This window comes from Streptomyces sp. NPDC002896 (assembly GCF_040295225.1).
In the GTDB taxonomy this organism is placed as follows: Bacteria; Actinomycetota; Actinomycetes; order Streptomycetales; family Streptomycetaceae; genus Streptomyces.
The window spans coordinates 1-21,799 of record NZ_JBEOVA010000025.1 but is presented as its reverse complement, the minus strand read 5'-3'; the positions used below and the strand labels follow the sequence as shown (position 1 = coordinate 21,799).

Genomic DNA, 21,799 nt, shown 5'->3' with positions numbered 1-21,799 from the left:
TCGCCTCAGACTTGCCGGGACCCCCCACTCCGGCCAGCCGTGCGCCCCCCGTGAGTGAATTGATTACGCCGCAGCCGCACCCGGTACGAGTAGTGCTCGGGCAGAAAGTGACTGACGGCCAGCTCCACCGGGCGGCCCGACGCGGAGAGGTACAGCCTGTCGATGCGCAGCAGAGGGTGGCCCGGCGGACAACCCAGGTGGGTGGCGGTCTCCGGGGTGGCCAGGGCCACCGTGACGGACTGCTCGGCCTCCGCGATGGGGTCGGGCAGCCGGCTGTCGAGGAGACCGATGACCGTGACCTGGCTGCGCGCCCCCTCCTCGGTCAGTTCGGGCCGGTCGGCGACAAGCTGACCCGAGTCCGGGGGCAGGTGGACGGTCGTCAGGCAGAACGGGGCGTCCTCGTGCAGCCGCAGGAAGGCCAGCGTGTACACCCGGTCGGATTCGAGGCGCAGCCGGCCCGCCGCGTCCAGGTCGACGCGGCGGCGCAGCGGCGACACCAGCTGCATCGTCGTGTCGAGGGACAACGCCATGAGGTCCTCGACCGAGCCGAACTGCCGCAGGTACTGCTCCTCGCGCGGCGTGGCGAACGTGCCGCGCCCCGGGATCCGGTGGACCAGGCCCTCGGCGACGAGGTCCTGGAAGGCGCGGCGCACGGTCTGGCGGCTCAGCCCGCGGGACTCGGCGAGCTCGGCCTCCGTGGGCAGACGCACACCCTCGGGGTACTCGTGGCGCAGGATCGCCTCGCGCAGCTCCCGGGCGAGCCGCACATAGGCACTGTCGCGTCCGCCGGCGCCCTGCACTGTCCGGCTCCCCTTCGTGGTGCGGGCCATGTCCGTCGTCTCACCGTCCTGCCTCGGTCCCGCGAGTTTCTCATGGCCCCAACGGTGCGCCCGTTCAGGCGTCCAGACCGCCGCGGGCGACGAGCTGGCTCACGATCACGTTCCGCTGGATCTCGTTGGTGCCCTCACCGACGATCATCAGCGGGGCGTCACGGAAGTAGCGCTCGACGTCGAACTCGGTGGAGTAGCCGTACCCGCCGTGAATGCGCACCGCGTTCAGCGCGATCTGCATGGCCATCTCGGAGGCGAACAGTTTCGCCATCCCCGCCTCCATGTCGACGCGCCGGCCCGCGTCCGCCTCGCGGGCGGCGTACAGGGTGAGCTGGCGGGCGGCGGTGAGTGACGTCGCCATGTCGGCGAGGTAGTTGCCGATGGACTGGTGCTTCCAGATCGGCTCGCCGAAGGTCTCGCGCTCCTGCGCGTAGCGCAGCGCGTCCTCCAGCGCGGCCCGTCCGACGCCCAGGGCGCGCGAGGCGACCTGCAGCCGACCGGTCTCCAGGCCCTTCATCATCTGGCCGAAGCCCTTGCCCTCCGCGCCGCCGAGCAGCGCGCCGACCGGGACACGGTAGTCGTCGAAGTTCAGCTCGCAGCTCTCCACACCCTTGTAGCCGAGCTTGGGCAGATCACGGGAGACCGTCAGGCCCGGGCCGTGCTCGGCGAGCAGGATGGAGATGCCGCGGTGCTTCGGCTCAGCCTCCGGGTCGGTCTTGCACAGCAGTGCGATCAGCTGGGAGCGGCGCGAGTTGGTGATCCAGGTCTTGGAGCCATTGACGACGTACGCGTCGCCGTCGCGGCGGGCGACCGTCCGCATCGCCTGGAGGTCGGAGCCGCCGCCGGGCTCGGTCAGCGCCATCGTCGCGCGGATCTCGCCGGTCGCCATCCTCGGCAGGTAGCGCTGCTTCTGCTCGTCCGTCCCGAAGTGCAGCAGCAGCTTCGACACGACGGTGTGGCCGCCCATCGCGCCCGCCAGGCTCATCCAGCCGCGCGCCAGCTCCTCGGTGATCAGGACGTAGCACGAGGTGGAGACGGGTGTGCCGCCGTACTCCTCGGGGATGGCCAGGCCGAAGATGCCGAGCTCCTTCATCCGCTCGATGAGGGCCTCGGGATAGGTGTTGGCGTGCTCCAGCTCCCGTACGACGGGACGGACGTCCTTGTCGACGAAGTCGCGTACGGTGCCGACGATCAGCTGCTCGTCGGGGGTGAGGACGTCGAGGGTGCTCACTTCGCCGCTGCTCCTTGCTCGTGGTCTGGTTGCTCGGGATTCGGGGTGTCGATGACGCCTTCCGCACGCAGCCGGTCGATGTCTGCGCGGCTGCGGCCCAGGGCGGCGAGGATTGCCTCCGTGTGCTGGCCGACGGCCGGGACCGGATCCATGCGGGGGCTGACGCCGGTGAGGTCCGCCGGGGGCAGCAGCGCCTGTACGGGCTCCTCGGCGCCGGGAATGCGGATGTCGCGCCAGCGGTCACGTTCGGTGAGCACCGGGTGGTCGAGGAACTCCGGGATCGAGTTGACGCCCGCGTTGGCGATACCCGCCTTGTCCAGCAGAGCCATGGCGTCCTCGCTGCCGAGCTCGGCGAAGCGCGCGGAGACGATCGCGTTCAGCTCCTCTCGGTGGGCGACCCGGTCGGCTCCGGTGGCGAAGCGCGGGTCGTCGGCCAGTCCCGGATCGCCGAGCACCTGCCCGCACAGGGCGATCCACTCCCGCTCGTTCTGGATGGACAGCAGCACGTCCTTGCCGTCCGAGGCGGTGAAGGGGCCGTACGGCGCGATCGTCGCATGCTGCGCACCCACCCGTGGCGGCTGCGTGCCGCCGTAGCGCGTGTAGTACGCGGGCTGGCTCATCCACTCGGCGAGCGCGTCGAAGAGGGACACCTCCACGGCCGGCGCGCGGCCCGTCGTGGCACGCGTGTACAGGGCGGAGAGGATGCCGCTGTAGGCGTACATTCCGGCGGCGATGTCGGCGACCGAGATGCCGACCCGGGCGGGTTCATCGGGGGTGCCGGTGATGGACAGCAGCCCGGTCTGGCACTGCACCAGCAGGTCGTACGCCTTGCGGTCCCGCCACGAGCCGCTGGTGCCGTAGCCGCTGACCGTGCACGGGATGAGGGACGGGTAGCGGGCCTGGAGTGCTTCCGCGCCCAAGCCCATCCGTTCGGCCGCGCCCGGCGCCAGGTTCTGCACGAACACGTCCGCACCCGCGAGGAGTTCGTGCAGGATCTCCCGCCCCTCCTCGGACTTCAGGTCCAGGGTGAGGGATTCCTTCGAGCGGTTGAGCCACACGAAATAGCTGGCCTGGCCGTGTACGGACGTGTCGTAGCGGCGCGCGAAGTCGCCGCCGCCGGTCCGCTCGACCTTGATGACGCGGGCGCCGAGGTCGGCGAGCTGGCGGGTGGCGAAGGGCGCGGCGACGGCCTGTTCCAGGCTGACGACAGTGATGCCCTCCAAGGGCAGGGGCTGGGCGGGGCGGGTCATCGGGTGGCCTCCTGGGGGAGCTCGGCGAGCAGCAGGGCGCGCGCCGACTCCCACGTCGCGTCTTTCAGTACGTCCGGTACGTCGCTTCCGCAGGCGGCGAACTTGTCGGCCAGCTCGGCGTCGGTGGGCGGGCGTTCAGGGGAGCCGGGCGGCTGGGCCAGCGCGGTGTGCAGGACGCTGCCGTCGGAGAGGGTGACGCGGAGGTCGGCCTCGCCGTCCAGCAGTCCCGAGCCGCCCTCGGTGCGCACCACCTGCACGGCGGCCACCAGTCGCTGCGCCTCCGGCCTGCGGACGGCGGCGTCGGTGAACGCGTCGAAGTCGGGATAGTCGTCGAGCAGCGCGGTCGCCACCGCGTACTCCATGCTGAACTTGCCCTCCAGACCGGTGCCGGGCCGGTCGTGGATGAGCGGGTGCACGGTGGCGGCAGGGGTGGTCACCCGCACCTGCGTCACGTCCCGCGCCGTGCACTTCGCGCGGATGTCGCGCAGCGCCGCGATCGGCCGCTGCATCGCGTAGCAGCACGGGAACATCTTGATGGCGAGACCGCCGGGCACGGCCGGACCGCCGCTGTCGATGCTTCCGCCGGCATGTTCGGCGCCGACGAGCTCGAGCCACGCATCCAGGGCGCGCGGGTCGGCCGTGGCGCCGGCCGCTGCGAGCCGTGCCGCCCGCACCCCGGCGTCAGCGGCGAAACCGACCTGCAGCGACTTGCCGTGCGTACCGAACACCGCCTGCACGCCTCCCGCGGCGGGCAGCGCGAGCGCCATTGCCGTCGCCAGCTGCCCCGGCCCGAGGCCGAGGGAGACCCCGGCGGCGACGGCTGCGGCCGGAGCGCCGGCGGTGCAGGTCGCGTGCCAGCCCGCCGCGTAGTGCGACCAGCCCAGCAGCCGCCCGAGCCGGGCCATCACCCCGGCCCCGGCCAGATACGCCCGCGCGTCCCCGCCCGCCGCCAGCACCGCCGGCACCACCACGACGCTGATGTGCGTGGTCGACTCGATGTGCAGATCGTCGAAGTCCAGCACATGCCCGACCGCCGCCCAGCGCGCCGCGTCCGGCAGCGACGCGGCGAGCGCCCGCACCGGATGGTCACGCGCGGCCAACATCACGGCGACCGTGTCCAGCAGGGAACGCCGCGCCAGCACCAGATCCCCGTCGTCCGGGTCATATCCGTGCGCCCACTCGGCGAGCGATTCCGCGATGGCCGCCATGGCTTCCTTCCACGAGCACGTAAGGGTGGTACGCAGGTACGCAAGGGCCGTACGCAGCCGACCGCGCCGATACACCAGCCGCCTCCTGACGCCCTTGCCCCTGAATTTGTACGGCCAAATTACGCACGCGGCAAGAGGCACTCAACCAAGCCTCTCAACTGGGGACTTCAGGCAAGTGGTTGACTGATCGATCGCACCGGCAGATGCTTGGCGTGCTTTTTGTACGACACAAGTCAGGCCCGGTCACCGCCGAACCTGCCGCGCACCACTTCGGAGGCCACCATGGCTGACATGGCCCATGCACACCCTCTCGACGGCGGTGCCGGACTCGCCCGCTACCTCGACGCCTGGAGCCCGGCTCCGGTCACCGTTCGGGACCTGATCGCCGCGGCCCCCGTCGCCGCACTCAGCGCGGTGCTCGACCAGGACACGACAGTCGCCGACGACGGCCAGGAGCTGCCCCCGCTCTGGCACTGGCTGCACTTCCTCGAATGGCCCCCGCAGCGCGAGCTGGGAGCCGACGGGCATCCGGCGCACGGACACTTCCTGCCTCCGATCCCCGACCGCAGGCGGATGTTCGCGGGCGGCCGGGCAGAGTTCACCGCACCTCTGCGCGTCGGGGTGACGGCGACGCGCACCAGCAGCCTCGCCAAGACGGAGGTCAAGCAGGGGAAGACCGGCGAGATGGCGTTTGTGACGGTGCGTCACGAAATCAGCCAGGACGAGCGGGTCTGCGTCGTCGAGGAGCAGGACCTGGTCTACCGCTGCGGTGAGGACGAGCGGCGCCGCGCCGGTGTCGCCCTGGACCTCGCCGACGCGGAGGCGGCGGTCGCGCCGTGGCAGCTATCCCTGCGCCCCACTCCGACACTGCTCTTCCGCTACAGCGCCCTGACCGCGAACGCCCACCGCATCCACTACGACGAACCGTACGCCCGCGACGTGGAGGGATACCCGGGACTCGTCGTCCACGGGCCGCTGCTGGTGACGCTCATGCTGGAACTGGCCCGCCGCCATGCCCCCGAGCGGCAGGTCCGTTCGCTGTCCTATCGACTGCGCAAGCCCGTTTTCGCCGACGAACACTTGCTCGCCCTCGGCGATCCGGCGCCCGGCGGCGACGGTCCGGCGCAGCTGCGTATCGCGACCCGGCGCGACGAGCGGCATGCGACGGCGGAGCTGAGCTTCGCGTAGCCCTTGGACCATGCCGCGCTCGCCCTGCCCCGCCCGGCCGGGGCAGGGCGGGGCGCGGTCGGTTCGCGGTGATTGGCGTGACGGAATCGACATCCGAGTCGCCGTAGGTGTCGCACTGCTCTACAAAAGACTTGCCGGATTCTGATTGACCGTCACGCAACTAGGAGTAACGGCGGGGCGACTGGTGAGAACGCTGCGAAGAACCGCTGCATGAGGAGCGCCATCGGGGCGGCCAGTTACCGGCCTCACCTCGCAGGATGCGTTCGAACCAGTCCGCGGTCAGTTCCGCACATCGAGCGGGTGAACCGACGGCGTGGAGTATCTCCACCTGGGACTCATGGACTTGGGGAATGTACATCTGGTTGTGCACCTCGGTGCCCAGCACCCCCTGCCCGTCGAAGAACGCACCGAATACGCAGGAGATGGAATTGCTTCCAGGCGCCACTCCGAAGACCAGGGCCAGCAGATGCGCGAACCCGGTCTCCTCGGGGAGGAGGATGAGGGTGTCGTCCGGTTCGCAGGGCCAGGTGACGGCCCGCTCGCGCAGCACGGAGACGAATGTGCGCCACGCGCCTTCCATCGTCTCGAATTCGTCCTCATCGGTCTCTCCGACTGAGAACCAGGGCACGTATACGTGGCCGTCCATGGCCTGCACCCTAGCCGGGAGGATTGTCATTCACCGTCCGCGTAACGTCAGTTCAACAGTGCGCTCGTGAACGTCTCGCGATGGGCCACCAGCCACGCCTGCAAGCGGTCCCAACGTCCCCAGCCACCACGCTCCTCCAGCGCCTGGACGTAGACGGGGTCACCATCGGCCACCCGATTGGCGACGAAGGCCCGGCAGGTTTCCGTGGCGCGTTCGATGACGCCGGGCAGCTCGACGCGTTGCTGCACCGAGAGGCCGTAGCTGTCGGCGAGGAGTCGTAGTCGTTCCGGTGCATTCAGCCCGGACGGGTAGGAGACGGTTCGGGCTGCGGGGTCGAGCATGGGCACCCAGTAGCGGGCCGTCATCGCGACGTCCCAGATAGGACGGCCCGGAGCCGCAAGGTCGAAATCGATCAGGGCGGTCGCACGGCCGTCGCGGAAGACGACGTTCTCCGGGCACACATCGTTGTGGCACAACATCGTTCCTCCCTCCGGGTCGGCCAGGTCCCGCGGCCAGCAAGCGGAGGCGTCGACACCGACGGCCGCACTCGCCTCGTGCAGGCGCCGCAGCAGGCTCACCAGTTGGATTAGCCAACCGTAGTGATGCTGTGGCAGGGTGTGACGCGCACGCCCGGCGCCCAGGCGACGTCGGGCACCCTCCCCGGCCAGGTCTTACCGGCCTGCCCGGCCAGCGTCCGGAGGGACGTGTCACGCGGGCCGACGGCTTTGCCCATCGGCACCAGGGCACGAAGACGATTGGCGGCATGGGGCGGTTTTACACGCTCTGGTCCTGTGTAACCCATGGGATCGCTAAGCCATTCAGAGACGCTGTAGCTGCAGCCGCCGTAGCAGAGGCTGTCTCCACACCCCGGCATCGCCGCAGCCCACATCAGCCGCCCACCGCTGGCACGGCGAACGAAATCCGGTGGACAAAGATCGCGCGAGCGGCAGACTGACCCCATGACCGCAACGGATCCCAAAGCTGACCTTCACTTTTACCTGCAGTCCGCACGCGACGCCCTGCTGTGGAAGCTCGAAGGGCTCTCCGAATACGACATTCGCCGCCCGCTGACACCGACCGGCACGAACCTCCTCGGCCTGGTCAAACACGTGACCGGCGTGGAGTTGGGCTACCTCGGCGAGACCTTCGGACGGCCCTCGGGCAAGCTGCTGCCCTGGCTCGGAGACGGAGCTGAGCCCAACGCCGATATGTGGGCCACCGCCGACGAGCCCCGCGAGCACATCGTGGGGCTCTACCGCGAGGCGTGGGCGCACGCGGACGCGACGATCGACGCGCTGGACCTGGACACGATCGGCAAGGTGCCGTGGTGGCCGAGCGACAAAAACGAGGTGACCCTGCACCATGCCGTGGTGCGCGTGATCGCTGATACGCACCGGCACGCCGGGCACGCCGACATCGTGCGGGAATTCATAGACGGTGCCGTGGGGATGAACGAGGGTAACGACAGCATGCCGCGTGGGGACTCGGCGTGGTGGCAGAACTACCGAAGCCGACTGGAGCGTGTAGCCAGGCAGGCATCTGATGAGGCGTAGTTGCGACCGTGACGATTGCGGAGCCCTTGGTTCCTGACGGGCTGTGGATCTGTTCAAGTCCGGGTCGCGTTCGACACCGGGACGTCGAACGACAAGGTCAGTGTCAGCTTGTTGCTCAGGATCGGGCGGGCTTCAGTTCATGGATCAGCTGCACGGCGTCCTGGAGAAGATGCGTCTCGCTGTCGCTCACGGCTGGGTCGGCTGCCCGTTTGTTCCTGGCTTCTGCTCGCCCACGCCGACCGGTGCAGCAGGCCGGCGAGCGCGGCCCCTGCGTCCTCGGCGGTCACCGTGCCCTGCAGGAGTGCCTGCAGCATGGAGGGGCCGTGCAGCCGCTGCATCACCAGGTCGCCTCGCGGCCGCGTGCCATGTGTGGCCGTCGCCGGTTCCCGGAGATGGGGCACCGGATACCCGTGCTGTGCGAGGTAGGCCATGACAGTTGCTTCGGCAGTGGTGTCGCCGCCGTCCAGGTATCGGCGAAGGACCCAGTGGTCATCGATGGCGAAGACGTCCGCGCTGCGGCCGGAGCCGAGTAACTCACCCGTCTGCATGCCTGGACCCTACCCGTCCGTGGGGCGTAGCCGCTGGCCCCTTCACCTGCGCTGCAGGGGTTCACGTCCGGCGGGGTGTCTGCCGTGCGTGGCCGTGGTGGCGGCAGCCGAAGCACATCAGTGGGCCTGCAGCGGAGATGCCGTGGAGATGCTCGTGCAGCCCGGAATGCCTCCGGCCGGGGGCAGCGCGCGCCCGGGCGCCGACGGGTCACTAGCATGTGGATGCACCGCAATCGATCAAGTGGGGAGCATCGTGCGCGAGATCGCCGTGTTCAGTGGCAGTGCTCATCCCGAGCTGGCGGCCGAGATGTGCGCCCACTTGGGAGTTCCTCTGAGCCCGGTGAGGGTCAACCGGTTCGCCAACGACTGCCTCGAGGTGCAGCTGCAGGCCAACTGCCGTGAACGGGACGTCTTTCTGGTCCAGCCGCTGGTCACTCCCGTGCAGGAGAACCTCGTCGAGCTGCTGCTGATGTGCGACGCCGCCCGCGGGGCTTCGGCCGACCGCATCACCGTCGTGATGCCGCACTACGCCTATGCACGCTCCGACAAGAAGGACGCGCCGAGAATCTCGATCGGCGGGCGCCTGGTGGCGGACCTGCTGGTCACATCGGGAGCCAGCCGTGTTCTGGCGCTGACGTTGCACTCGCCACAGGTACACGGATTCTTCTCCGTCCCGGTGGACCACCTGCACGCGCTGCAGGAACTGGCGCAGCACTTCCGGCGCTATGACCTGTCCAACACCACGGTGGTCTCCCCGGACCTGGGCAACGCCAAGGAGGCGGCGGCCTTCGCGCGACTCCTGGGCACGAAGGTTGCCGCCGGAGCCAAGCAGCGCTTCGCCGACGACCGGGTGAGCATCAGCTCCGTCATCGGGGACGTCGCCGGACGCGATGTGATCGTGCTGGACGACGAGATCGCCAAGGGCAGCACCGTCCTCGAGCTCTTGGAGCGTCTACGCGAGCTGGGAGCGCGCACAATCCGGGTCGCCTGCACGCACGGACTGTTTTCGGCGGGAGCCCTGGGCCGCCTGTCCGATCAGCCTGACGTGCTGGAGATCGTGTGCACCAACACCGTGCCCATCCCGATCGAGCACCGCACCGACAAACTTCGGGTTTTGTCGATCGCCCCGGCGCTGGCCGAAGCGGTCCGCCGTATCCACAACGGCGAATCCGTCAGCGCCCTGTTCGACCCGCGCTGAAGCCTCGTACCTTGGCGCCGAGCCCGCACGGTGCCTCGTAGTGGAGGATGCTCCGGCGCGTGTCGCTGCCGGCAAGGCAGCGGGCTGCACGGTTATCGGGATCACGAGCACGCACCAACGCAGCCAGTTGGCGGACGCGGACGCGTGCGTGTCCTCTCTGTCAGAGCTGCGGCGTTTCCTCACCGAGCTGCTGTCCGATGGTGGGCTTTCGTAGGGTGACGCTCATGACGAGTCACGTCCTGTTCGATCGGCTGCACAACTTCCGTGATGTGGGCGGCTATTCGGCCCATGACGGTCACACGGTCCGATGGGGTTTGCTCTATCGGTCTGATTCCCTGGCCAAGCTGGAGGGCGCGGACTGGGATCGTTTCCTCGCGCTGGGGGTACGCACGGTGATCGATCTGCGGTACCCGTGGGAGATCGAGGCGAAGGGACGCGTGCCTCACAGCGACGAGATGGCGTACTTCAACTTCAGCATCGAACACCGCCCCTACGACCAAGCGGAGATCGATCCGGATGTCGACCCTTGGCGCTACCTCGCGGACCGGTACGCCGAGGTCGCCGACGACGGCGCAAAGGAGCTGCGCCATGCGCTGGAGGTCATCGCCTCCGCGGATGGGCCACTGGTCTTCCACTGCGCCTCGGGCAAGGACCGAACCGGGCTCGTCGCCGTCCTCGTACTGTCCCTGCTGGGCGTGTCCGAGGACGACATCGCCGCGGACTTCGCCCTGACCGAGCTGGCCACGGACCGGCTGATCGCCGACTGGCATGCCGCACATCCCGGCCGCACGCTGCGCTGGCCCGGCTACGGCCGAGCCCCGGCCGAGGTCATTCGGTTGTTCATAGCCGACCTTGCCGCCCGCCATGGATCCGTTCACGGATACGCCACCAGTCGCCTCGGCGTCGATGACGAACTGATCGCCAAGCTGCGCGACCGGCTTCTCATGTCGTGAGGGGTAATGACCGTTGCCTCTATGGCGGTGGCGGACGTGGCCGGCGAACGTGGTGCCATGCAGGAGCAACGGTTCGATGTGTGGGCGGCCGGGGATGCCTACGAGCTGTATATCGGCCGGTGGAGCCGTCTGGTCGCCGAGCGGTTCCTTGCGTGGCTCGGGTGCGGGGACGGTTTGCGATGGCTGGACGTGGGTTGTGGCACCGGGGCGTTGACCGCGACGGTGATTGACCGGTGTCGGCCCCGGATGGTGGTGGGTCTGGACCCGTCCGCCGGGTTCCTGGAGTCGGCCCGCACTGCCCTTCCCGCATCAGCTGGCTTCGCTATTGCCGACGGGCAGTCGCTGTCGGTGCGCGACGAAGCGTTCGATGTGGTCGTAAGCGGCCTGGTGCTCAACTTTCTCGCCGCACCGGGTGCTGCCGTGGGGGAGGCGGCCCGGGCGGTGCGGCCGGGCGGGCTGGTGGCTGCGTATGTGTGGGACTACGCCGAGGGCATGGCTTTCCTGGCCCACCTGCGCCGCCTGATCACACAGGACAGGGACGCAGGGCTGCGACCGCTGTTCATCGCGGCCGGCGCGGGCACAGTGAACACCGGCGTCGTCGACCCGCTGGACGAGATCGCCGCGCTCGCCCGCGAGTTCGGGCTGTGGTTCCACGCCGACGGCGCCTACGGCGCGCTCGGCGTCCTCGCCGAAGGAGCCGAACCCCGCGCCGCCGGGAGGGGGATCTGGGCAGACATACGCATGTGAGGGAAGTCCGGGACTGCGTCCATGCTTCATTGCGCACCGGAAGGGCCTTTCCCTCGGCGCGGAGCCTTAGTTGAACCACTCCACTGACTGACCGTGCGGGCCCGTGAAGGCGACCGGCTGTTCGTCCAGTGCCAGGGCAAACACCGCGCGGTCCTGGGGCGTCGGCCGAGGGATCTTCCCTTCTACGGACGGCAGTACGTAGGGTGCCTCGTTCGAGATCCAGTGGCCGGGCAGGCTGCGCATGGTCCTGGTGAAAGCCTCCCGCGCTTCGGCCGGCAGATAGGCCAGGACTGCGCTGTGGAAGACCACCGGCGTGGCACCCTGGGGAACCCGGGAGACCAGCTCGCGGACACTCTGGTTGAGGTCACCGCGCACCAGATGCGCGGGCTCGGCCTGGGCGACGCGCACGGCGTTTCGCAGCCGGTTCAGCCGATGGGTCTGCTCCGGCCAGATCAGGCACTCCAGCCAGTGCACGTCCTCTTCGTCGCGGACATCGAGTGGGTTGAGGTCGATGCCCGCTCGCCACGCAACGGTGGGCAAGCGCTCGGGGAACGGCACGGGGCCGGCCGTTTGGCAGGCGAGGGAGACCGGGCTGTCGGCCGGACCGAGGGGCGGCCGGTCGTCGTAGCGGTACTGGTACCGGTCCGGATACAGGCACAGGCCGGCTGAGGCGCCGACCTCGATCAGTGCGATCGGCTGGGGCAGGGCGGCCAGAAGCGGGAGCAGCGTGGCGCACCGAGCGGGTTCGTTCGTCTGCGTACGGCGTTGCATCATGGTCGCCCGTACGCGGTCCCAATGCGCGAGGGTCCAGGTGCGGAAGTCTTGAGGGTCATCGGTGGGTCCGTCGAGGAACCGCACGGCGGCCAGCAACAGGTTGGGCTGGCGCTTCGGCTCCGGCAGGTGGTCGATACGAGACACCAGCTCCGCATCGTCGGCGATCCGTCCCGCCAGGCGCTCATAGTCGGCGGAATTCCCGCGGGCTTCCCGCGCTGCGAAGCGCCTGTACAGCTCCCGTGTGTCCATCGCCCGCTCCCTCGTCCTCGGCTGTTCCGGTGACTGATTGGCCCATCTGGCCCCATGTACCTGTGGTGCTAACGGGGTTGTCGGTCCGTCATGTTTCCATCTCGCCATGGAGGTACTCGTGTGATGGTTGTAGACCGTGAGCAGGAAATCTTCCCGCAAGAGCAAGAGGGTGTACCACGGCGGTGGATGCTGGCCGCCGCCGCTCTGGCGCCGACGCTGGCCGGCGCGCCGACTCCCGCCCATGCCCTGCCCATGGGGGCGACCAGACCGAAGAGCCGCGCACTGGTCAAGCCGGTGCGGACCGCCCTGTCGGACTGGACCGGTGTGGCCGACGTACTGGGCCGAACCGGCGACATGAAGCGGAACATCATGTACCACACCGGTCTGCCCCGCTCGGATCTGCGGGTGGTGTCCCGCGGCGTCACCGTCAAACCGGAACTGGCCCTGGGTTCGCACGTGTCGTTCGTCCGATACGCCGACGGCAGCACGCTGCTGATGGGCGACACGGTGGTCACTGAGGGCGAACTGCAGACGTTCTGCGATGTCCTGCAGCAACACGGGATCGAGTTGACGGCGATCCACAAGCATCTGCTGTCCCAGACCCCCGACATCTGGTGGCTCCACGTCCACGGACACGGCCACGACCCTGTGCCTCTGGCCCGCGGCCTGCGCGCCGCGTTCGACCGCACCGGCACGCCGCCTCCGCGACCGGCTGCCCGACCGCAGCCGGTCAACCTGGATACCGCAGGCATCGATGCCGCGTTGGGCGTGAAGGGCTCCAGAGACGGCGACATCTACAAGAGCATCTTCGTCCGCCGCGAGACCATCACCGACGGCGACCTGGTACTACCACCGGGACTGGGATCGACCAGCGCACTCAACTTCCAGCCGCTGGGCGGCGGATGGGCCGCTGTCAGCGGCGACTGCGCGATGATCGCCGAAGAGGTCCAGAACGTCCTGGTGGCCCTGCGACGTGCCGGGCTCAAGCTGGTCGAGCTGCACCACCATGGCTTGATGGACGAACCCCGCCTGTTCTTCGTCCACTTCTGGGGTGTCGGTGACGGCGTCCGGCTCGCCCGGGCCCTGCGCCCCGTGGTGGACGCCACCAACGTCGTGCCGGCCGGCTGAGTGGGATCCGTCAGGGCAAGGGCAACACGGACTCCGACCGAGACGACGCCCGGGGCCAAGCCGACTCCGTGAACCGTCCCGGGCACCTGGCGCTCCCGTGGGGCAACCATTCTCATCCCCCTCTCGTCATACTTGCGACGTACTGGGGGACACATGAAGCGCGCCGCGAACAGAAGGCGACTGCCTTTCCTTCTCGCCCTGCCCGGTCTGCTGGCCATCGGCTGCTCAGGCATCGGTGAAGGGCGGGTGTGCACCCTGATCGGCGGGGAGTCAGGAGTCGCCGTGGGCTGGGACCCGGCTGACTTCGCTCACACGACGAAAGCGGGTTCGGACACGGACGCGGGTTCGCTCGTCGCTCGGCTCTGCGTACAGGAGGTCTGCGAGAGCAGGACCGTGGCGAGAAACGACGATGGTCCGGCGCCCTATACGAGCGTGGTGCTCGACGAGGACATAGGAGAGGTGACGGTGCCCGTGCGGTTCACCGTCACCTCGCGGGACGACGGCAAGCGCGTCCTCTTCGACGAGCGTACGGAAGTCGAGCTGCGCAAGTCCCAGCCCAACGGGGAAGGCTGCGCCCCGACACTCTTCCGAGCCACTCTCACGGCCGACCCGGAGCGAGGACTGACCGCCTCTGCCGGGCGGAAACGCACGTGACGGCACTGTCGCGGCGTCGGGCGCCGCAGCACTTCGTGACGTGATCATGTAGCTCCCTTCAGCGCGGAGGCGAAGGCTGGGGGTGCGGCGGTGGGGCGGCTGGTTCGCTGGTCCAGCCGGCGAGCAGGCGCAGGGCCTGCTCGGAGGGGCTGCCGGGTTCCGCGGTGTAGATGCCGAGAGTCTGGTCGGGGTCGCCGGTGACGGCCAGGACTTCGTAGTCATAGGGAGAGTTCACCGATGAGCTCCGCGAGCTGGGGTCGTGGGGGATGCTGGCCGGCGTACAGGTGCAGGGCGGCGACGCTGGTATGGGCGATGCCTTCCCAGTCGTCGTAGAGGGTGCGGGCGGTTTCGTCCAGGACGACGAAACGGGTCATGTTCCGTTCAACCCGAGGCAAGGCGTCGAAGTCGGTGAAGAGAGCACGGGCCAGCCGGTTGGTGGCGAGGATGTCGGTACGGCGTCCGACAACCAGGGCGGGCATGTCGGTCATGCCCTCCAGGATCCGGTACAGGCCGGGGCGTACCCGCTGGGGCGGCAGAAGGCGTGGCAGGCTCCGGGTAGGCCGGGCCAGGGCGAACAGGTGGCTGCGTTCGTCGCCGGTCAGCTGCAGCGCGCGGGCGACGGCGTCGAGCACGGCCTCGGAGACGTTGATCTTTCGGCCGCGCTCCAGCCGTATGTAGTAGTCGACGCTGACCCCGGCGATCTGGGCGACCTCCTCCCGGCGTAGCCCCGGGGCACCCGGCGAACCGGGCGGGCCCGGCCTCGAGGGCCCTTGACCTTCCAGTCGAGCGTGATGCAGGGGGATTGCGTCGCCTGTCGCTGCTCGTGAAGCGGTTTGGCGAAGAACGACTTCAGGGCGCCGGCGCCTGGTCGACTCGCTACGGGCCAGCCGGAGAGGGCACTTGCCTCCCGTTCCTGTCCACTCCGCCGCCGACAACCCGGCCGTCTGACTTGCCCGCTGCGTTTGCGTTCACGGCCGCACAACCGCCGGTCGGTGGTTGTGCGGCCGTGGTCGGTCCGCCGCCTCCCTCCCCTCCGTACCCCCCTTGGCGGCCGGCTGAGGCAGCCGGGACGGCCGAAGCGTGCCGAGAACGGAGGCGGCGGGCGGCTCAGGCGGCCGTTCCCGCCGTTGTGGCGGCGGCCCGGCAGTTGTCCGAGGCTCTGTCCCTGCCGGCGGGAACCTGAGGGAAGCGCGGTGGGGCCCTCAGTCCCTGTCTTCTTCGGCAGGCGCGTTGAGGGGGGCTGACCTTCACCCAGAGGTCGATGCCTAGCGTCGTCGGCATGGATGCCCCGTGTCCGGGCCAGATCGCTGCTGGTCATCCCGGGCTCCTGCTTGGTGTCAATCCGTTGCTGGCGGCGCCAGTTGTAGATCGTCTGGCAGGAGCAGGAGCCGGTAGATATGCCAACCGGTAACAGCGCGCTGCGGGCGCGCGCTTCGTGCGGGTAGCGCACCGAATTGCGGGCCACGGTGGTTAGTACGGACTCGATGCGTCCACGCATTGCCCATGTCTGGCCCGATGCTGGCTACTTCGTACACACGGATTTGCCGATGCCTTGACGATCCGTTCCATGGCCGTTCAACCAGCCGTCCCTGCCGGGGTTGTGTGCCGTCCCTAAGGTCCTTGAGCGTTGCGAAAGAAGGGACTCATGGACACACTCCTCGCAGTCCGGGCTCGCGGGATCACCAAGTGTTTCGGCGACGTCGTCGCACTCGACGGCGTCGATCTGGATGTGGCGCAGGGGCAGATCCACGGCTTGGTCGGACCGAACGGCGCCGGCAAGACGACATTGCTCGGCCTCCTGCTGGGCCTGGCCGTCGCCGACGGCGGCCACCTCGAGATCCTGGGTACGCCGGTCGGGCGCGCGCTCGACGCTCCTGACGGTGTCGCCGGCTTCGTGGACGGGCCCGGGCTCTACCCCTCGCTCACCGCCAGGCAGAACCTCGCCGCGCTGGCCGCTCTCCGCGGCCACGACGCGCGGACAACGGGGATCGACGACGTGCTCGACCAGGTCGGGCTCACCGATGTCGCCGACGACCGGGTCCGCGGCTTCTCCCTCGGCATGCGTCAGCGGCTCGGGCTCGCCGCCGCCCTGCTCACCAAGCCCCGGCTGCTCGTGCTCGACGAACCTTCCAACGGCCTCGACCCGGCCGGCAAAAAACACGTACACGGTGTCCTCACCCGGCTCGCGGCGGACGGAACCAGCGTCGTGCTCTCAAGCCACCGCATGGACGACCTCGAGGCACTGTGCTCCGAGGTCACCATCGTCGCCACCGGACGGGTCGTCTTCTCCGGCCCGTTGAGCAAGCTGGCCGCCGAGAACCGTGAACTCGACTACCGGCTGCTCACCTCCGACCCGCAGGCCGCCCGCCGGGTGGCTGTCGACACGGCCGGGATCCGCGTCGTCGACGACGCCGGGGCACGGCATGACGCGGAGGGGCTCGTCGTGCGCGCGCTGGTGCCCGCCCTCGACGAACTGGTGGTGCGGGTCGTACACGCGGGCATCGCGGTACGCGAGCTCACACCTGTGGTGTCGCCGCTCGAGGCCGCGTTCCTCGCCCTCACCGAGCAGCAGACCGAACAGCAGGAGGCCGGCCGATGACCGCGACCGTCGCCCACGACCACGTTGCCGTCGTCCGCCGCGTCTCGGTGCCGCGCGGCTACCGCTTCGAGCTGGTCAAGCTGGTCTCGCAATGGCGAATCCGTTTGCTGGTCCTCGCCTGCTGGATCGCGCCGGCGCTCTTCGTCGCCGCGGTGAGCCAGCAGAGCACGCTCCCCGTCGACACCCTCTTCGGTCGCTGGATGCACGCCACGGGGTGGGCCGGACCGCTCGTGATGCTCGGTTTCGCGGGCACCTGGGCGCTCCCGCTGCTGACCTCGGTGGTCGCCGGCGACGTGTTCGCCTCCGAGGACCGGCTCGGCACCTGGCGCCACCTGCTCGTGGCGGTCCGGTCGCCTCGACGGATCTTCGCAGCGAAGGCACTGGCCAGCCTCAGCGTCATCCTGCTGCTCGTGGCCGGGCTGGCCTGTTCCAGCGCGGTCGGCGGGGTCGTGGCGGTCGGCAACCAGCCGCTGGTCGGCCTCGACGGCCACTTGCTGGCGCCGGCGGACGCGGCCGGGAAGGTCCTCCTCGCCTGGGTCTCCGTGCTCGCCCCGACCCTGGCCCTCGCCGCGATCGGACTCCTCGGGTCGGTCGCGCTGGGACGGTCCCCGATGGGACTGCTGCTGCCGGCGCTCGTCGCGCTCGCGATGCAGCTCGCCCAGATGCTGCCGCTCCCTGTCGCCGTACGCCTCGCCCTGCCCAGCTACGCCTTCATCGCCTGGAACGGTCTGTTCACCAGCCCGGCACAGGTCGGCCCGCTCCTCATCGGCATCGTTGTCAGCCTGGTGTGGGCCGTGCTCGCGACCGCGCTGGCCTACCTGCTTTTCCTGCGGCGCGACTTCACCAACCTGACCTACGACGGCTCCGGTAGCCGCGCGATCACCACCGGACTCCTGCCGCTGGTCGGACTGGTCGCCCTCACGGTCACGGTCGTCGCCGTGGCGACCCCGTCCGTGGGTTCCGGAATCCAGCAGGACAAGGTGCAGCGGTCGGTCGCCATGGCATTCGCCCACCTCTACCGCTTGCAGACCAAGCAGCTCAACCGCCCCGACGTCACCGAGGCGCAGCTGCGGGCCACGGCGGCGTGTAACAAGGGCGCCGGCCAGCTCGCCGCCGAGGGACCGGGCAACGACTGGCGCTGCGTCGTCTCCTGGCATCTCCCCGGCGTCGAGGCCGCAGGGACGGCCATCTACCAGCTCGACGTCACTGCAGACGGGCGGTTCGTGGCCGATGGCGACGGACCGAAGGAAGTGAACGGCTACTTCCTGGTGCGGACCCCGATCGGGGACGCACCGAACCCGCTCTGGCAATTCGACGGCAACGTCGAACTGCTCGCCACCACCGCGAAGGGATAACTCCATGCAGGTAACACGCCGCCGCAGGCGTGTCGAGAAGGAGCATTCCGGCTTTCTCGGCAGACGCATCGGCCGCCGGATACCCCTGCTGACGACGGGCACCATCGCTGTCGCCCTGGTCGCCGCCGGCACTGCTTTCGCCCAGACGAACCAGTTCGGCACCGACCAGGTCGGCCAGGTCACCGATCAGGGCCAGGTCATCTCCAGCGACCAGTACATCGCCCCGTACGGCGACCGCCTCGTCGTCAACAACGGCAAGATCATGTCGTCCTCGGTCAGCCCGGACGGCACCCACCTCGCCGCCTCGGTCACCGACGGTGGTGCGGCGCTGTCGATCGTGGACCTGAAGAACTGGAAGGTGCAGCAACTCGTCGGCAACGCCGCGTCGTCGAACCCGCGCATCAGCGGCAACGACGTGGGCCAGGAAGGCCCCACGTACTCGCCCGACGGTTCGCAGCTGTGGCTGGGCCAGACCGACGGCTACACCAAGTTCACCGTGAACCCGGACGGCAGCGTCGCCAACCCGACGTCCATCAAGATCCCGGCGGACGGGGCCATGCACGCTCTGGTCGGCGAGGCGGTGTTCTCGCCCGACGGCTCCACCGTGTACTCCGCCGTCAACGGCCAGAACCGCGTGGTCGCCATCAACGCGGCGACCGGGGCCATCCAGCAGAGCTGGGCCGTGGGCAACGCCCCGCGTGACATGGTCAAGGTCGGCAACAAGCTCTACGTCAGTAACGAGGGCGGGCGTCCGGCGAAGCCCGGCGACACCACCATCAACTCGTACGGCACCCAGGTGCCGGCCGACTCGAAGACCGCTGCCACCACCACCGGCACGGTCAGCGTCATCGACCTGGCGAACCCGGATGCTGCCGTCGAGAGCATCGACGTCGGTCTGCACCCGACCGCCCTGTACGCCAAGAACGGGGCGCTGTTCGTCACCAACACCGCCACCAACGACGTTTCGGTCATCGACACCGCCAGCAACAAGGTCGTGCAGACCATCGCCACCCAGCCGTGGCCGGAGGCGTCGGTCGGCTACGAGCCCGACGCGGTGACGCTCACCGACGACGGCCACCTGCTGGTGACGCTCGGCCGCGCCAACGCGGTCGCCGTCTACCGGTACACGACCCCGCAGGAGCCGGTCAGCTACGTCGGCCTGCTCCCCACGGACTACTTCCCCGCGGAGATCGCCACCGTCGGCAACGACGTGCTGGTCTCCAACACCCGTGGCATCGACGCCCGACGCCCCACCAACAGCGCCGGGCACACCACCCACGACACGACGTCGAGCGTGCAGCGGTTCACGCTGCCGGACGACAGCGCCATCAAGTCCGAGACGGCCAAGGTCTTCAAGCAGAACGGCTGGAACGGCGGCTCGGTCACGCTGACCGAGGGCAAGAGCGACGCGAAGCCGGCGCCGGTCCCGCTGCGGCTCGGCGACCCCTCGACGATCAAGCACGTCTTCCTGATCGTCAAGGAGAACCGGACCTACGACCAGGTCCTCGGTGACGTCCCGGAGGGCAACGGCGACCCGTCGCTGGCGCAGTTCGGCGAGAACGTGACGCCGAACCAGCACGCGTTGGCCAAGCAGTTCGGGCTGTACGACAACACGTACGACATCGGCACGAACTCCGCCGAGGGTCACAACTGGCTGATGCAGGCCGACAACCCGGAGTACACCGAGTCCTCGGCGGGTGAGTACGCGCGCAGTTACGACACCGAGGACGACGCTCTCGGCCACCAGCGGACCGGCTTCATCTGGACCGGCGCGCAGGCGGCCGGGAAGTCCGTGCGGGACTTCGGCGAGTTCCAGCAGTTCCTGACCAAGCCGTCGGACGCGAGCTGGCAGAACCTGTACTGCGACTCCAAGAACATGGAGGCGACCGGGCAGGACACCGCCTACACCCTGAACTCGTCCTCTCCGATCCCATCACTCAACGACGTGTCGGTGCACGGCTTCCCGAAGTTCGACACCAGCATCCCGGACATCTATCGGGAGCAGATCTGGAAGCAGGACTTCGAGAAGAACGGGCCGGCGAACCTGAACATGTTCTGGCTCTCCAGCGACCACACCGGTGGTCCGGCGAACGCCGCCGCTCAGGTCGCGGACAACGACCTCGCTACCGGCAAGATCGTTGACGAGATCTCGCACAGCAAGTACTGGAAGGACTCGGCGATATTCGTTGTCGAGGACGACTCCCAGGCCGGCCTCGACCACGTCGACGGCCACCGTGCCCCGATCCAGATCATCAGCCCCTGGGCCCAGCACGGCGTCGTCGACAGCCACTACTACTCCCAGATCACGATGATCCGGACCATCGAGCAGATCCTCGGGATCCACCCGATGAACCAGAAGGACAGCGCGGCCAGCCCGATGCGTGGGGCGTTCACCCAGAACGCGGACTTCACGCCGTTCAAGGCGCTGCCCAACCGGACCTCGCTGACCGACGGTCTGAAGACCCCGCCTGCCTGCGGCGTGGACACGCCGGCGCCGCAGAACCCCAATGCAGCGGCCGTGCCGTCGACGAAGGTGCCGGCGGACAAGCAGGAGGTCGCGGCGAAGTGGGAGACCTGGAAGTCGAAGCAGCGGCTGACCGGACCCAACGCCGTGCCCGACTACGCGAACCCCGCGCAGATGAACCACTTCACGTGGTACCAGACGCACGACTGGAAGAAGCCGTACCCCGGCGAGGACAAGATCTTCGCGCCGGAGGACGTGCCGGGCGCCTACATCCCGTCGTCGGAGTCCGACGGCTGACCTAGGCTGATCGCGTCATGAGGTCCCTGGCCGGCGTCACCGCTGGCCAGGGACCTCTTCTGTCCCCTGTGGGGCAATTACAGGATGTGGACCATCGACGTCTGCCCGAGCGGAGGACCGCCCACCCGAGTGCAAACGCCCCGCCGCAGAACGCGAGCTACCGTAGCTCAGTGCGGTGCTCCGCGGACAAACAGGCAGCCCGATCCTGGCGGGGTGGCCCGACCTCCGGAAATCGGCTGGCGCTTGCCGGCGACGAACGCCCGTCGCTCAGCACGAGGAGAAGGCACGCAGGTCATCATCTCCAGGCGAGCCAAGGACCTCCAGGTAGTGCGGGTTGTACATGATGCCCAGGATGTTCCCGAAGGGGTCGACTACCGAGGCACCGACGAACCCTCGGGTGCAGGGCGTCGCCTGTGGGCGCCTGCGCGGCGTGGAGGTCTCGAGCGAGTCGCGGCGCCGGGCGAGCAGCGCACGGTGCACGCCGTGGATCAGTGCGCCCCGGACAGGTTCACCTGATTCTGGCGAGGATGCCCCGGCGTTCACGCCGGGGAGGAAACGCCTCCTGTGGCTGCGACGCGGAGCGTCGCAGCATCTGTTTTCTGCCGGGCGCGTAGCGCCCGCACGGCTGCCGGCGAGCCGGAGAATGCGAACAACCATCCTGCGGATCACTCATGGTGGTGATCATCGGGTGAACGGCGGTCGTGTGTGCGGGTGTCGTACTACGGTCCGGGTTGTGAAGCTGGTGGTGCAGGTGAAGCTGCTGCCGACGCCCGTGCAGGCGTCGGCGCTGGAGGCGACCCTGCGTGCCTGCAACCGGGCCGCCACCCACGCCTCCGCCGTCGCCTTCGCCCACGACCTCAAAGACCGCAACGGTCTGCAGAAGGCGGTGTACGCGGACCTGAAGGCGGCCTTCGGGCTGTCGGCGCA

The 21,799-nt window shown here is 69.0% G+C and carries 21 protein-coding genes and 3 pseudogenes; 12 read left to right on the top strand and 12 right to left on the bottom strand.

Annotated features, from left to right (window positions below; translation table 11 throughout):
- Nucleotides 1-5: 5 nt before the first annotated feature.
- The 4 genes from ABT009_RS34220 to ABT009_RS34205 form a co-directional block, all read right to left on the bottom strand.
- Nucleotides 6-830, bottom strand: coding sequence for a GntR family transcriptional regulator (locus ABT009_RS34220; RefSeq protein WP_351303981.1), 825 nt, complete (start codon nt 828-830; stop codon nt 6-8).
- 64 nt (nt 831-894) lie between these two features.
- Nucleotides 895-2,061, bottom strand: a complete 1,167-nt coding sequence (locus tag ABT009_RS34215; protein WP_351303978.1) for an acyl-CoA dehydrogenase family protein — start codon at nt 2,059-2,061, stop codon at nt 895-897.
- On the bottom strand, nt 2,058-3,311 hold the full coding sequence (locus ABT009_RS34210; RefSeq protein ID WP_351303975.1) for a CaiB/BaiF CoA transferase family protein: 1,254 nt from the start codon (nt 3,309-3,311) through the stop codon (nt 2,058-2,060). The genes ABT009_RS34215 and ABT009_RS34210 overlap by 4 nt, the downstream gene beginning before the upstream one ends.
- Entirely contained in the window at nt 3,308-4,519 is a 1,212-nt protein-coding gene (locus ABT009_RS34205; RefSeq protein WP_351303973.1) for an MmgE/PrpD family protein, read from the bottom strand. The genes ABT009_RS34210 and ABT009_RS34205 overlap by 4 nt, the downstream gene beginning before the upstream one ends.
- A 291-nt stretch (nt 4,520-4,810) precedes the next feature.
- Here ABT009_RS34205 and ABT009_RS34200 point away from each other — a divergent pair, with 291 nt between their 5' ends.
- Nucleotides 4,811-5,707 carry an HTD2 family dehydratase gene (locus ABT009_RS34200; RefSeq protein WP_351303971.1) on the top strand — a complete coding sequence of 299 codons (897 nt, stop codon included), beginning with the start codon at nt 4,811-4,813 and terminating at the stop codon, nt 5,705-5,707.
- A 160-nt stretch (nt 5,708-5,867) separates the two neighbouring features.
- Here ABT009_RS34200 and ABT009_RS34195 read toward each other — a convergent pair whose 3' ends face one another.
- Nucleotides 5,868-6,353 (bottom strand): hypothetical protein, encoded by a 486-nt coding sequence (locus ABT009_RS34195; protein WP_351303968.1) that lies wholly within the window; start codon nt 6,351-6,353, stop codon nt 5,868-5,870.
- Nucleotides 6,354-6,400: 47 nt separating this feature from the next.
- Nucleotides 6,401-6,928 (bottom strand): annotated as a pseudogene (locus ABT009_RS34190) (phosphotransferase); the annotation flags it as partial.
- Between the two features lie 384 nt (nt 6,929-7,312).
- On the opposite strand from ABT009_RS34190, the gene ABT009_RS34185 reads away from it, so the two are divergent.
- On the top strand, nt 7,313-7,906 hold the full coding sequence (locus tag ABT009_RS34185) for a DinB family protein (RefSeq protein WP_351303965.1): 594 nt from the start codon (nt 7,313-7,315) through the stop codon (nt 7,904-7,906).
- Between the two features lie 137 nt (nt 7,907-8,043).
- Here the strand turns inward: ABT009_RS34185 and ABT009_RS34180 are convergent, their stop codons facing one another.
- Nucleotides 8,044-8,454, bottom strand: a complete 411-nt coding sequence (locus ABT009_RS34180) for a BUD32 family EKC/KEOPS complex subunit (protein WP_351303963.1) — start codon at nt 8,452-8,454, stop codon at nt 8,044-8,046.
- 253 nt (nt 8,455-8,707) lie between these two features.
- Here ABT009_RS34180 and ABT009_RS34175 point away from each other — a divergent pair, with 253 nt between their 5' ends.
- The 4 genes from ABT009_RS34175 to ABT009_RS34160 are packed head-to-tail and all read left to right on the top strand — an operon-like array spanning nt 8,708 to nt 11,352.
- Nucleotides 8,708-9,652: a ribose-phosphate diphosphokinase gene (locus ABT009_RS34175; protein WP_351304295.1), complete on the top strand. Its 945-nt coding sequence runs from the start codon at nt 8,708-8,710 to the stop codon at nt 9,650-9,652.
- A 40-nt stretch (nt 9,653-9,692) separates the two neighbouring features.
- Nucleotides 9,693-9,866, top strand: a complete 174-nt coding sequence (locus ABT009_RS34170; RefSeq protein WP_351303961.1) for an HAD family hydrolase — start codon at nt 9,693-9,695, stop codon at nt 9,864-9,866.
- Nucleotides 9,867-9,876: 10 nt separating this feature from the next.
- On the top strand, nt 9,877-10,605 hold the full coding sequence (locus tag ABT009_RS34165; RefSeq protein WP_351303958.1) for a tyrosine-protein phosphatase: 729 nt from the start codon (nt 9,877-9,879) through the stop codon (nt 10,603-10,605).
- 21 nt (nt 10,606-10,626) lie between these two features.
- Nucleotides 10,627-11,352, top strand: a complete 726-nt coding sequence (locus tag ABT009_RS34160) for a class I SAM-dependent methyltransferase (RefSeq protein ID WP_351303955.1) — start codon at nt 10,627-10,629, stop codon at nt 11,350-11,352.
- A gap of 66 nt (nt 11,353-11,418) precedes the next feature.
- Here ABT009_RS34160 and ABT009_RS34155 read toward each other — a convergent pair whose 3' ends face one another.
- Complete coding sequence (locus ABT009_RS34155) at nt 11,419-12,375, bottom strand: DUF2332 domain-containing protein (RefSeq protein WP_351303952.1); 957 nt, start codon at nt 12,373-12,375, stop codon at nt 11,419-11,421.
- Between the two features lie 186 nt (nt 12,376-12,561).
- Here ABT009_RS34155 and ABT009_RS34150 point away from each other — a divergent pair, with 186 nt between their 5' ends.
- On the top strand, nt 12,562-13,503 hold the full coding sequence (locus tag ABT009_RS34150) for a DUF1259 domain-containing protein (RefSeq protein ID WP_351303950.1): 942 nt from the start codon (nt 12,562-12,564) through the stop codon (nt 13,501-13,503).
- A 153-nt stretch (nt 13,504-13,656) separates the two neighbouring features.
- Nucleotides 13,657-14,157: a hypothetical protein gene (locus ABT009_RS34145; RefSeq protein WP_351303947.1), complete on the top strand. Its 501-nt coding sequence runs from the start codon at nt 13,657-13,659 to the stop codon at nt 14,155-14,157.
- 58 nt (nt 14,158-14,215) lie between these two features.
- On the opposite strand, the gene ABT009_RS34140 is transcribed toward ABT009_RS34145, so the two are convergent.
- The 3 genes and pseudogenes from ABT009_RS34140 to ABT009_RS34130 all read right to left on the bottom strand — a co-directional run.
- Entirely contained in the window at nt 14,216-14,392 is a 177-nt protein-coding gene (locus ABT009_RS34140) for an MmyB family transcriptional regulator (protein ID WP_351303944.1), read from the bottom strand.
- A complete protein-coding gene (locus tag ABT009_RS34135) occupies nt 14,376-14,789 on the bottom strand; it encodes an MmyB family transcriptional regulator (RefSeq protein WP_351304293.1) in 414 nt (137 codons plus the stop codon). Before ABT009_RS34135 ends, ABT009_RS34140 begins: the two co-directional genes overlap by 17 nt.
- A gap of 3 nt (nt 14,790-14,792) precedes the next feature.
- Nucleotides 14,793-15,092 (bottom strand): annotated as a pseudogene (locus ABT009_RS34130) (hypothetical protein); the annotation flags it as partial.
- Between the two features lie 710 nt (nt 15,093-15,802).
- On the opposite strand from ABT009_RS34130, the gene ABT009_RS34125 reads away from it, so the two are divergent.
- From ABT009_RS34125 to ABT009_RS34115, 3 genes are read left to right on the top strand one after another with little or no spacing between them, the layout of a single operon-like run.
- On the top strand, nt 15,803-16,756 hold the full coding sequence (locus tag ABT009_RS34125; RefSeq protein ID WP_351303941.1) for an ABC transporter ATP-binding protein: 954 nt from the start codon (nt 15,803-15,805) through the stop codon (nt 16,754-16,756).
- Entirely contained in the window at nt 16,753-18,111 is a 1,359-nt protein-coding gene (locus tag ABT009_RS34120) for an ABC transporter permease (protein WP_351303938.1), read from the top strand. Before ABT009_RS34125 ends, ABT009_RS34120 begins: the two co-directional genes overlap by 4 nt.
- A gap of 4 nt (nt 18,112-18,115) precedes the next feature.
- Entirely contained in the window at nt 18,116-20,872 is a 2,757-nt protein-coding gene (locus ABT009_RS34115; RefSeq protein ID WP_351303935.1) for an alkaline phosphatase family protein, read from the top strand.
- Nucleotides 20,873-21,139: 267 nt separating this feature from the next.
- Here the strand turns inward: ABT009_RS34115 and ABT009_RS34110 are convergent, their stop codons facing one another.
- Entirely contained in the window at nt 21,140-21,352 is a 213-nt protein-coding gene (locus ABT009_RS34110; RefSeq protein WP_351303933.1) for a hypothetical protein, read from the bottom strand.
- Between the two features lie 253 nt (nt 21,353-21,605).
- On the opposite strand from ABT009_RS34110, the pseudogene ABT009_RS34105 reads away from it, so the two are divergent.
- Nucleotides 21,606-21,799: pseudogene (locus tag ABT009_RS34105) on the top strand (RNA-guided endonuclease TnpB family protein); the annotation flags it as partial.